This is a genomic window from Sphingomonas montanisoli (genome assembly GCF_008274695.1).
Taxonomy (GTDB): Bacteria; Pseudomonadota; Alphaproteobacteria; order Sphingomonadales; family Sphingomonadaceae; genus Rhizorhabdus; species Rhizorhabdus montanisoli.
Genome location: NZ_VTOU01000002.1, coordinates 818117 through 829163, shown reverse-complemented (window position 1 = coordinate 829163; position 11047 = coordinate 818117). Strand labels below are relative to the sequence as shown.

Genomic DNA, 11047 nt, shown 5'->3' with positions numbered 1-11047 from the left:
CATAATGGCCGACGAACAGGGCACCGATCAGGGCGCGGAAGCAACGATTCCCAACGGCATCGACAACGAGCCGCAGGTGATGATGATCGCGCAATATGTGAAGGATCTCTCGTTCGAGAACCCGAACTCGCCGTCAATCTACCAGGCGCCCGAACAGCCCAAGATCGACGTCCAGTTCAACATCGGTTCGCAGCAGGCGGCCGAGGACGTGTTCGAAGTCGCGCTGAAGATCGAGGTTTCGGCCACGTTCGACGAAACGCTCGGCTATGCGGTCGAGCTGGTCTATGCGGGCCTCTTCGGCCTGCGCAACATCCCGGCCGAGCAGATCCAAGCGTTCCTCTTCGCCGAAGCGCCGCGCCTGCTCTTCCCGTTCGCGCGCCGCGTGGTCGCCGATGCGATCCGCGACGGCAATTTCTCGCCGCTGGTGCTCGAGCCGATCGATTTCGGCACGCTCTATCTGCAGCAGGCCGCCCAGCAGGCCGAACTCGCCAACGCCCAGCCCGCTGGCGAGGCTTAAACCCCTATGCTCCTCCCCGGCACGGGGAGGGGGACCATGCGCAGCATGGTGGAGGGGGCTGGCCACAAACGGCATCGCTCGCCTCCAGCCCCCTCCGTCAGCTTCGCTGACACCTCCCCGTGCCGGGGAGGATTTCTCACCGCATGAACCTGCTCCGCGCCTCGGCCACGATCGGCGGGCTGACATTGGTCAGCCGCGTGCTCGGCTTCGTGCGCGACATGCTGATGGCACGGTTTGTGGGCGCGGGTTTCGCGTCGGACGCCTTCCTGATCGCGTGGCGCCTGCCCAACCTGTTCCGCGCCCTCTTCGCCGAGGGCGCCTTCTCCGCCGCCTTCGTGCCCATGTTCAACCGGACGGTTGCCGAGGGTGACAAGGAAGCCGAGGGCACCGGCCTGGCCACGGGCATCCACTTCGCCGAGGATGTGCTGTCGGTCCTGCTGCCAATCCTGATCGTCTTCACCGTCGTCATGATGCTGGCGGCCGGGCCGATCGTCTACGCGATGACCGGCGGCTTTCCCGACGGCGGCCCGGAAAAGTTCGCGCTGGCGACCCAATATACGCGGATCACCTTCCCCTATCTGATGCTGATCAGCCTGGTGTCGCTGCTCGGCGGCATCCTCAATTCGCTCAACCGCTTCTGGGTGAATGCGGCCGCGCCGATCCTGCTCAACATCTGCCTGATCGTCGGCCTGCTGTTCTTCCGTGGGGCTAGCGACGTCGAAACCGCGCGGACTCAGGCGATCGCGGTGACGGTGTCGGGCGCGCTCCAGCTCGCCTGGCTGGTGCTGGCCTGCTGGCAGGCCGGGGTGCGCCTGCGCATCCGCCTGCCGCGCGTCAGCCCGGAGGTGAAGCGCCTGCTCAAGCTGATCGGCCCGGCCGCGCTCGGCGCGGGGGCGGTGCAGTTCAACCTGCTGATCTCGACCACGCTCGCCGCGCGCTTCCTGCCCGAAGGATCGGTGTCCTATCTTTATTATGCCGATCGCCTGAACCAGTTGCCGCTCGGCCTGATCGGGATCGGCGTGGGCACCGCGATGCTGCCCAGCCTGTCGCGCCAGCTTGGCGGCGGCGACCACAAGGCCGCGCTCGATACGCAGAACCGCGCGATCGAACTGGTCCTGCTGCTCACCCTGCCCGCCACCGCCGCTTTGATGGTGTCGGCGATGCCGCTGATCCGTGCGCTGCTCCAGCATGGCGCGTTCAACGCCGCCGACACGATCGCCAGCGCCCACGCGCTCGCCGCCTTCTCGATCGGCCTGCCCGCTTATGTGCTGATCAAGGTGTTGACCCCCGGCTTCTACGCCCGCGCCGACACGCGGACGCCGGTGCGGATCGCTCTGGTCGCGATGGCGGTGAACCTCGTCCTCAACCTCATCCTGATCTGGCCGCTCGGCCATGTCGGCCTGGCGCTGTCGACCGCGATCTCGGCCTGGGTCAACGCGATCCTGCTCTATTGGACCCTGCGCCGCCGCGATCATTTCGCGATCGACGCGCGCCTGGCGCATACCGGCCTGCGCCTGCTCGCGGCGACAGCCTTGCTCGCGGGCATGCTCCTGATCGCCAATCCCTTCGTCGATCCGTGGACCGGCCGTTCCCTGATCGAGCGCGTCGTGGCGATATCGCTGCTGATCGGCGCGGCCTTCGTCGTCTATTTCGGCGCGGTGTTTGGCCTGGGCGCCTACAAGCTGTCGACGCTCAAGGGGCAGTTGCGGCGCAGGCGCTGACAATCCTCCCCGGCACGGGGAGGACAAGGGGCGCTTGATTCCCGCCGCCCCCCGCGCCACAAGCCGCCGCACTATGACAAAGCGCACAGTCTCGGGCATTCAGCCCACCGGAAACCTGCATCTCGGCAATTATCTCGGCGCGATCCGGCGTTGGGTGCAGATGCAGGACGAGCCGGGCGAGTGCCTGTTCTTCCTGGCGGATCTCCACGCGATCACGGTCCACAACGATCCGGTCGCGCTGAAGAACAACATCCGCGAGATGGCCGCCGCGCTGATCGCGTGCGGGATCGATCAGGACAAGGCGATCCTGTTCCGCCAGCGGCAGGTGCCCGAACATGCCGAACTGTGCTGGTTGCTGAACGGCACCGCGCGGATCGGCTGGCTCAACCGCATGACCCAGTTCAAGGAGAAGTCGGGCAAGAACCGCGAAGGTGCCTCGATCGGCCTCTATGCCTATCCGGTGCTGCAGGCGGCCGACGTGCTGCTGTACAACGCGACGCACGTTCCGGTGGGCGAGGACCAGAAGCAGCATCTGGAGCTGGCGCGCGACATCGCGACCAAGTTCAACACCGATTTCGGGGTCGAGCTGTTCACCCTGCCAGAACCCGTCATCGGCGGGCCGGCGGCGCGCGTGATGTCGCTGCGCGATGGTGCTGCCAAGATGTCCAAGTCCGATCCGTCGGACGCGAGCCGCATCAACCTGACCGACGATGTCGACACGATCATGGCGAAGGTCCGCAAGGCCAAGACCGATCCCGAGCCGCTGCCGTCCGAAATCGACGGGCTGGCCGAGCGGCCCGAGGCGCGCAACCTCGTCGGCATCTACGCCGCGATAACCGATACGACGCCGGCCGCAGTGCTGGCGCAGTTCGGCGGCCAGGGCTTCGGCGCGTTCAAGCCGGCGCTTGGCGAACTGCTTGTCGAGAAGCTCGGCCCGATCGCGGCGCGGCTGGCCGAGCTGAAAGCGAACCCGGATGAGCTGGACGCGATCCTGCTCCGGGGTGCCGAGAAGGCGCAGACGCTCGCCAAGCCGACGCTCAAGGCCGCCTACGAGGCGATGGGGCTCTGACCGAAATATCCTCCCCCGCCAGGGGGAGGTGTCAGCTTTAGCTGACGGAGGGGGAGGACGGCGGCCAACTCGTTTGAGTCGCATCCTCCCCTCCGTCGCCTTTCGGCGCCACTTCCCCCCGGCGGGGAGGATAAGAACTATTCCGCCTTCTTCTTCGCCGCCGGCTTCTTCGCGGGAGCTTTCTTCGGCGCGGCCTTCTTGACCGGCTTCTTGCCCTTGGCCGGCCCCTTCGCCGCACGTTCCGCCAGCAGGACGAGCGCCGATTCCAGCGTCATCTCATCGGGGTTCGCCGTCTTGGGCAGGGTCGCGTTGGTGACGCCGTCGGTGACGTAGGGGCCGAAGCGCCCTTCCATCAGCTTGACGTCCTTCGTCGTTTCCGGGCTCGTTCCGAACACCTTGAGCGGCTCGCGCGCCGCGCCACGCCCGCGCCCGCCACCGGCGGCCGCCTCGGCCAGCTTCACGACCGCCGCGTTCATGCCGACTTCGAACACCTCGGCGGTCGATGTCAGGCGGCCATATTTGCCGTCATGGAGCAGATAGGGGCCGAAGCGCCCGATCGATGCCTGGATCGGCTTGCCGCTTTCCGGGTGCATGCCCACCGTGCGCGGCAGGCTGACGAGCTTGAGCGCCATGGTGAGATCCAGATCGGCCTCGGGCACGTCTTTGGGGATCGAGCCGCGCTTCGCCTCCTTGCCTTCGCCCAGCTGGATGTACGGTCCGAAGCGCCCGCTGCGCTTCGACACTTCCAGCCCGGTGTCGGGATCGGTGCCCAGCACGACAGGGCCGGAATCGGCGCCGTCATTGGCCGCCCCACCCTGCGCGAAGCGGCGCGTGAACTTGCATTCGGGATAGTTCGAGCAGGCGATGAACGCGCCGAACTTGCCGCCGCGCAGGCTGAGTTGCCCCGCCTTGCAGGTCGGGCACAGGCGTGGATCGCTGCCATCCTCCTTATCGGGAAAGAGATAGGGCGCAAGGAACTGGTCGAGCGCGGCCGTCACCTCGGACGGCTTCTGCTCCATCACCTCGGCGGTCTTGGGCTTGAAGTCCTTCCAGAAGGCTTCCAGCACCGCCTGCCAGCCCGCGCGGCCGCCCGACACGTCGTCGAGTTCCTCTTCGAGATGCGCGGTATAGTCGTAGCTGACGTAGCGTTCGAAGAAGCGCTCGAGGAAGCTCGTCACCAGCCGCCCGCTCTCGTTCGGCGTAAAGCGGTTCTTTTCGACCGTGACGTAATCGCGGTCCTTGAGCGTCTGGAGCGTCGCGGCATAGGTCGACGGGCGACCGATCCCCAGCTCCTCCATCTTCTTCACCAGGCTCGCTTCCGAATAACGCGGCGGCGGCTGGGTGAAGTGCTGTTCGGCGTCGACCTTCTTCTTGGCCGGCGCGTCGCCCTCCTTCATGCGCGGCAGGCGGCGCGATTCCTCGTCGCCCTCGTCGTCGCGACCTTCCTCGTAGAGCGCGAGATAGCCAGGGAAGAGGACGACCTGGCCGGTCGCGCGCAGGCTGTGCTGGCCGGTCCCGTCCTGCATCTCGACGGTGGTGCGCTCCATCCGTGCCGATGCCATCTGGCTGGCAAGCGCGCGCTTGAACACCAGATCGTACAGCCGCGCATGATCGCCCGAACCCGCCCGATCCTTGGAAAAGTCGGTCGGGCGGATCGCCTCGTGCGCTTCCTGCGCGTTCTTCGCCTTGGTCTGATACTGCCGCGGCTTGTCGGGCACGTAGGATGCATCATAGCGCTTGGCGATCGCACCGCACGCCTCGTTGATCGCCCCGCCATCCATCTGGACGCCGTCGGTCCGCATATAGGTGATCGCGCCATCCTCGTAGAGCGCCTGCGCCAGCCGCATCGTGTGGCTGGCCGAGAAGCCGAGCTTGCGCGCCGCCTCCTGCTGCAGGGTCGACGTGGTGAACGGCGGCGGAGGATTGCGGGTGACGGGCTTGGTTTCGACCGAGACGACCGAGAAGCGCCCCTCCTCGACCGCCTTCTTCGCTGCCGCCGCGTCGCCGCCATTGCCGATCGTCAGGCGATCGATCTTGTCGCCCTTCCAGCGGACGAGCCGCGCGACGAAAGGCACGCCGTCCTGCTCCATGTCCGCAGTGACCGACCAATATTCCTGGGCCTTGAACAGCTCGATCTCGCGTTCGCGATCGACGACCAGGCGGAGCGCGACCGACTGCACCCGTCCGGCTGACTTCGCGCCGGGCAGCTTGCGCCACAGCACCGGCGACAGCGTGAAGCCGACCAGATAATCGAGCGCGCGGCGGGCGCGGTACGCATCGATCAGGTCGAGGTCCAACTCGCGCGGGTTCGCCATCGCTTCGAGCACCGCGGGCTTGGTGATCGCGTTGAACGTGACGCGCTGGACGTCCTTGGGCAGCGCCTTGCGCTTCCGCAGCACCTCCTGAACGTGCCAGCTGATCGCCTCGCCCTCGCGATCGGGATCGGTCGCGAGGATCAGGGTGTCGGCGCTCTTCGCCTCGTCGGCGATCGCCTTCAGCTGCTTGGTCTTGTCGGCATAGGGCTCCCATTCCATCGCGAACCCATCGTCGGGGTTCACCGATCCATCCTTGGGCGGCAGATCGCGGACATGGCCGTAGGAGGCCAGAACGCGGTGGCCCGGCCCCAGATATTTCTCGATGGTCTTTGCCTTGGCGGGGGATTCGACGACGACGAGTTTCATGATTTTCCGAGACGCCCTTCACGTGCGCACGTGCGCATACATACACATGTAGGGTGGAAGGCGCGGCGCGGAGTCGTCAAGCCCGGTCGAGGACTTTCCTAACCCCGTCACCCCGGACTTGATCCGGGATCTGGCTTCTTCTTCCATAGTCGAGAAAGGTAGCTGGACCCCGGATCAAGTCCGGGGGGACGGATAAATTGGGGGCTAGCGCGCCGCAATGCCCCCGTCGACGCTCAGCGCGTGTCCGACGATGAAGCTCGACTTCGGATCGCACAGGAACAGCACGGCATGCGCCTGCTCGCTCGGCTGCGAAACGCGGCCCGCGCCCGGCTGGCCGCCCTGCGGTTTATAGTCGCCGGCCATCTGTCCGATATTATCCTTCAGGATCTGGGTATCGACCGCGCCCGGAGCGACCAGGTTGATGCGGATGCCCTTCGCCGCATATTGCAGCGCCGCCGATTTGGTAATGCCCAGCACCGCATGCTTCGACGCGACATAATAGGGCTTGTTCTGGATACCGGCGAGCGAGGCGAAGCTGCCCATGTTGACGATCGCGCCGCCGCCCTGCTTGAGCATCTCGGCGATCTCGCGCTCCATGCACAGGGCCACGCCGCGCACGTTGACGCGGTGGATCTTGTCGAACAGGTCGATGCCCCACTTGGCCTCGGGATAGATTTCCGGATCGATGCCGGCATTGTTGACCGCGCAGTCGACCCGGCCGAACTTGGCGATCGTCGCATCGAACGCCGCGTTGACCGACGCCTGATCGGAAACGTCGCACCGCACGAAGATCGCCTCGCCACCCTTGGCCGTGACCGCATCGGCGGCCGCCTGCCCTGCCTTCTCGTCGATATCGGCGACCACCACCTTCGCGCCCGCCGCGGCGAACGCCTCGACAACCGCAAGCCCGATCCCCGCGCCGCCGCCCGTCACGAACGCGACCTGTCCCGTGAAATCCGTCATCTCTGCCTCTCCCGTTCTTTTATCATCATCGAAGCACGCTCAGGGCTTGAGGACCAGCCGTCCCGTCAACCCGCCTTGCGCAATACGCTTATGCGCTTCCGCAGCAGCGGAAAGCGGCAGCACCTCCTGCACATGCGGCGCAGGCACCTTCACGCTCGCGATCAGATCGAACAGTTCGATCATGTCGGCACGATATTCGTCGGGATGCGATCGGCGACGGAGCAGGATGTTGTAGAAGGTGGCCGTCCGCGTGCTCCCGTCGATCCGCCCCAGCTTCGGCCAGATCGCGTTGAGCAGGACAAAGCCCCAGATCACGCTGGCGACCGATCCCTCGCCGTCGACGAAGCCCTGCGCGCCATAACCCACCAGCACGCCGCCCTTGGCGAGCGACCGCCAGCTCGTCTTCCAGCTTCGGCCCGCAATCGCATCGTACGCGACCGCCACCCCGCCCCCGCTCGCCGCCTTGATGGCCGCCGCTAGGTCCGGGCGACGATAGTCGATCGGGATCGCCCCCAACGCCTCAACCTGCGCCATATTGCCCGCTGAGCAGGTGCCGATGACCGTGAGGCCCAGATGCCGTCCCAACAGCACCAGCGCGCGCCCCACGCTGCCCGACGCGCCGACGACGAGGATCGCCGAGCCTACCGGCGGACGCGGGCAGCGGCGCAGCATCTGCCACGCCGTCATCCACATCAGCGGCACGTCGACCGCCACTTCGGGTGTGATCCCGTCCGGCACCGGCACGAAATCCTCGGCCGGCCCTACGAAATATTGCGAATAGCCGCCGTTCATCGGCATGTCGGCGACGCGCTGACCCACCGTCAGCCCGCTCACGCCCTCGCCCGGCTTGTCGACGATGCCGACCAGATCGTAGCCCGGAGTAAGCGGCAGGCCGCCCTTGTAATCGATATATTTGCCGCGTCGCAGGATCGTATCGGTGAAGCCCACGCCCGCCGCCTCTATGGCCACGCGCACCTCGCCGGGGCCGGGTTCGGGCAGGCTAGGCTCATGCTCGATCTTGAGCTCTTCCGGGCCGCCGAAATGGCGCACCACGATCCGGTCATAGCCCTGATCCACACTGTCCTCCCCATGCGTCATGCCCGTCTTGTTGCGCGCGTGACGGCGTGTAAAGCTCTACCTAATAACAAGAGGGGGAATGTCATGGGCGATCGGATGGAGGCTGTCCTTACGGCCCAGCGCGCGACATTTTCCGCCGAACTGCCCGTATCGCCCGACGCCCGAAGGGATCGGCTCAAGCGACTCGCCGCGATGGTGATCGAGAATGGCGACGGCTTTGCGCGGGCCATGTCCGACGATTTCGGCCACCGCAGTCGCGAGCAATCGATGATGGTCGACATCGTCAGCTCGGTCGGGCTGGTGAAGCACGCGCTCAAGCATCTCGATCGCTGGATGCGGCGCGAGAAGCGTCCGCTCCAATTTCCGCTCGGCCTGCTCGGCGCGCGCGCCTGGATCGATTATCAGCCCAAGGGCGTAGTGGGCGTGATCTCGCCGTGGAATTTCCCGGTGCAGCTTGCCGTCGGGCCGATCGCGGGCGCCTTCGCCGCCGGCAATCGCGTGATGGTCAAGACGTCGGAGATCACGCCGCGCGTCTCCGCCCTCTTCGCTGAGACGGCGCCCCGCTATTTCGAAGAAACCGAACTCGCCTTCTTCGGCGGCGGGCCGGACGAGGGGAAGGCATTCTCCGCACTGCCCTTCGATCATCTCCTTTTCACCGGCGCAACCGCGATCGGGCGCCACATCCTCCACGCCGCCGCCGACAATCTGGTGCCGGTGACGCTCGAACTCGGCGGCAAATCGCCGACGATCATCGGCCGATCCGCCGATATCGCGACGGCGACCGATCGGATCGCGACCGGCAAGATGCTCAACGCCGGGCAGATCTGCCTCGCGCCGGATTATCTGCTCGTCCCGCAGGAGAGCGAACGCGCGGTGGTCGACGGGCTGACCCAGGCGGTCAGGGCAATGTACCCCACGCTGCTCGCCAATCCCGATTACAGCTCGGTCATCAACGACCGGCATCATGTCCGCCTGAACGCCTATCTCGACGATGCCCGTGCCAAGGGCGGCGATGTGATCGAGGTCAATCCGGCTAACGAGGATTTCGGCGGGTCGAACGGCCACAAGATGCCGCTCCACATCATCCTGAACCCCAGCGACGACATGGCGGTGATGCGCGAGGAGATTTTCGGCCCCATCCTGCCGGTCAAGCGCTACGCCGCGATCGACGACGCGATCGCTTATGTGAACGCGCACGATCGTCCGCTCGGCCTCTATTATTTCGGGCGCGACGCGGGGGAGCGGGATGCGGTTCTGTCGCGCACGATTTCGGGCGGCGTGACCGTCAACGACACCGTGTTCCACGCCGGAATCGACGATCTGCCCTTCGGCGGGGTCGGCCCGTCGGGCATGGGCAGCTATCACGGCATCGACGGCTTCCGCACCTTCAGCCACGCCAAGGCGGTGTATGTTCAGCCGAAGATCGACGTGACGAAACTCGCCGGCTTCAAGCCGCCCTACGGCAAGACCACGCTCAAGACGATCGCAAGGGGCCTGAAACTCTAGCGACCATCCTCCCCCGCCAGGGGGAGGTGGCGCCGAAGGCGACGGAGGGGGAGGACGGCGACCAACTCCAGATCATCGCATCCTCCCCCTCCGTCAGCTGCGCTGACACCTCCCCCTGGCGGGGGAGGATGGAAATGCGTGGATCATTCCTCCCCATCCGCCGTTTCCGCCCAAACCCTTCCGCGAGGTTCGCCATGGAAACGCAGACGCTGCAACGCGGTCGACTGATCGATCATCTCCAGCTCGTCGTCGTCGATATCGACGCCAGCCGCCGCTTCTACGAGGCGGTGATGAAGGCGCTCGACGTGCCGATCGGCGGCTCGGAAGAGGATTATTTCTGGGTCGACGAGCTGTTCGTCTCGACCATGGACAGCGCAGCCGCCCAGGATGCGCCGACGGGGCGCAGCCACATCGCGTTCCAGGCGCAGGACCGCGCGATGGTCGACGCCTTCCACGCGGCCGGACTGGTGGCTGGCGGCGTCGACAATGGCGCGCCGGGCGAGCGGCCCTATCATCCCGGCTATTATGCCGCCTTCCTGATCGACCCCGACGGCAACAATATCGAGGCGGTCTATCACGGCGAGGCGCAGCGCAGCGCGCCGTCGGTGACGATCAACCTCTGATCGCGATCACCCCCGCCGTCCGCGCGCGCAGCTCGGGCGCGGCAAGGCATGTCGCCAGCGCCTCGTAACCCGGCGCGCCGGGCACCGGGTCGACATAGACCGGCGGGCTGTGATTGGCGGGGCAGAGGATGATCGCCTCCCCCGCGCCCACCATCCCCAGATCGAGCATCGCGCTCGATCGCGTCATCAGCACCAGCGGCCGCGCCCAAACCGGCCGCGCGCGCAATCGGGCGGCCAGTGCGACCTGCTCGTCCGCATCCAGCCCCTCCTCGACCATGTCGATCACCAGCGGCCCCTCGCCCTCCGCGATCAGCGCCTCGATCGGCCGATCGCGTTCGAGGCCCACGAAACGCCCGCTGGGCAGGCTTTCCGCGATCCGCATCGCCAGCCGCGTCTTGCCGCTGCCCAGCGGACCCGTGAGCCAGAGGATCGGTGGCAGACCCCGCAATTCGAACCGCTCGCCGCCCCACGGCCAGGGCAGATCGAACGCGATCGTAGCCTCTTCCTCGTCCGCAGGCCGCATCGCCCGCAGCCGCCCGATCGCCTCCGCGATCCGCGCCGCCTCGCTCCGCAACCGCGCCTCATGCCGCGCCAGACCCGCGCCCGGATCGGCATCGAGCATCGGCCCGATCTCGCGCAGGGCGACGCCCAGCCCCCGTAGCGCGGCGATTTCACGCGCCCGCACCATTTCGTCCGGCGCATAGATCCGCCACCCCGCGGCGCTCCGCCCCGGCGCGATCAGCCCGGCGCGTTCGTACAGGCGCAGCGCCTTCACGGAGACACCCAGAGCGGCGGCAGCCTGCGATGCGGAGAGGTTTCGGTGCATAGCGCGCTTATCGGGGCGGCCCCAGGGGCCGGGTCAAGCGCTATCGCCATTTCCGCCCTTGCCG

The 11047-nt window shown here is 66.7% G+C and carries 9 protein-coding genes; 5 read left to right on the top strand and 4 right to left on the bottom strand.

Going from position 1 to position 11047, the window contains the following annotated elements; all coding sequences use genetic code 11:
• Nucleotides 1-4: 4 nt before the first annotated feature.
• The 3 genes from secB (at nucleotide 5) to trpS (ending at nucleotide 3307) form a co-directional block, all read left to right on the top strand.
• A complete protein-coding gene (gene secB / locus FYJ91_RS09780; RefSeq protein ID WP_149522054.1) occupies nucleotides 5-517 on the top strand; it encodes a protein-export chaperone SecB in 513 nt (170 codons plus the stop codon).
• Between the two features lie 143 nt (nucleotides 518-660).
• Complete coding sequence (gene murJ / locus FYJ91_RS09775; protein ID WP_149522053.1) at nucleotides 661-2238, top strand: murein biosynthesis integral membrane protein MurJ; 1578 nt, start codon at nucleotides 661-663, stop codon at nucleotides 2236-2238.
• 73 nt (nucleotides 2239-2311) lie between these two features.
• A complete protein-coding gene (gene trpS / locus FYJ91_RS09770; protein ID WP_149522052.1) occupies nucleotides 2312-3307 on the top strand; it encodes a tryptophan--tRNA ligase in 996 nt (331 codons plus the stop codon).
• Nucleotides 3308-3444: 137 nt separating this feature from the next.
• On the opposite strand, the gene topA is transcribed toward trpS, so the two are convergent.
• From topA to FYJ91_RS09755, 3 genes are all read right to left on the bottom strand, one after another.
• On the bottom strand, nucleotides 3445-5988 hold the full coding sequence (topA, locus tag FYJ91_RS09765) for a type I DNA topoisomerase (protein ID WP_149522051.1): 2544 nt from the start codon (nucleotides 5986-5988) through the stop codon (nucleotides 3445-3447).
• Between the two features lie 204 nt (nucleotides 5989-6192).
• A complete protein-coding gene (locus FYJ91_RS09760) occupies nucleotides 6193-6951 on the bottom strand; it encodes a glucose 1-dehydrogenase (RefSeq protein ID WP_149522050.1) in 759 nt (252 codons plus the stop codon).
• Between the two features lie 39 nt (nucleotides 6952-6990).
• Entirely contained in the window at nucleotides 6991-8049 is a 1059-nt protein-coding gene (locus tag FYJ91_RS09755) for a zinc-binding dehydrogenase (protein WP_149522049.1), read from the bottom strand.
• A gap of 63 nt (nucleotides 8050-8112) precedes the next feature.
• Here FYJ91_RS09755 and FYJ91_RS09750 point away from each other — a divergent pair, with 63 nt between their 5' ends.
• Nucleotides 8113-9534: a coniferyl aldehyde dehydrogenase gene (locus FYJ91_RS09750; RefSeq protein WP_246152549.1), complete on the top strand. Its 1422-nt coding sequence runs from the start codon at nucleotides 8113-8115 to the stop codon at nucleotides 9532-9534.
• Nucleotides 9535-9728: 194 nt separating this feature from the next.
• Nucleotides 9729-10157 (top strand): VOC family protein, encoded by a 429-nt coding sequence (locus FYJ91_RS09745; protein WP_149522048.1) that lies wholly within the window; start codon nucleotides 9729-9731, stop codon nucleotides 10155-10157.
• On the opposite strand, the gene FYJ91_RS09740 is transcribed toward FYJ91_RS09745, so the two are convergent.
• Complete coding sequence (locus tag FYJ91_RS09740) at nucleotides 10147-10983, bottom strand: MerR family transcriptional regulator (protein ID WP_149522047.1); 837 nt, start codon at nucleotides 10981-10983, stop codon at nucleotides 10147-10149. The genes FYJ91_RS09745 and FYJ91_RS09740 overlap by 11 nt on opposite strands.
• Between the last annotated feature and the right edge of the window lie 64 nt (nucleotides 10984-11047).

Excerpts from the sequence above, each read along its gene's own strand:
- secB (WP_149522054.1), top strand. The coding sequence starts at position 5 with ATGGCCGACGAACAGGGCACCGATCAGGGCGCGGAAGCAACGATTCCC.
- murJ (WP_149522053.1), top strand. The coding sequence starts at position 661 with ATGAACCTGCTCCGCGCCTCGGCCACGATCGGCGGGCTGACATTGGTC.
- trpS (WP_149522052.1), top strand. The coding sequence starts at position 2,312 with ATGACAAAGCGCACAGTCTCGGGCATTCAGCCCACCGGAAACCTGCAT.
- topA (WP_149522051.1), bottom strand. The coding sequence starts at position 5,988 with ATGAAACTCGTCGTCGTCGAATCCCCCGCCAAGGCAAAGACCATCGAG.
- FYJ91_RS09760 (WP_149522050.1), bottom strand. The coding sequence starts at position 6,951 with ATGACGGATTTCACGGGACAGGTCGCGTTCGTGACGGGCGGCGGCGCG.
- FYJ91_RS09755 (WP_149522049.1), bottom strand. The coding sequence starts at position 8,049 with ATGACGCATGGGGAGGACAGTGTGGATCAGGGCTATGACCGGATCGTG.
- FYJ91_RS09750 (WP_246152549.1), top strand. The coding sequence starts at position 8,113 with ATGGGCGATCGGATGGAGGCTGTCCTTACGGCCCAGCGCGCGACATTT.
- FYJ91_RS09745 (WP_149522048.1), top strand. The coding sequence starts at position 9,729 with ATGGAAACGCAGACGCTGCAACGCGGTCGACTGATCGATCATCTCCAG.
- FYJ91_RS09740 (WP_149522047.1), bottom strand. The coding sequence starts at position 10,983 with ATGCACCGAAACCTCTCCGCATCGCAGGCTGCCGCCGCTCTGGGTGTC.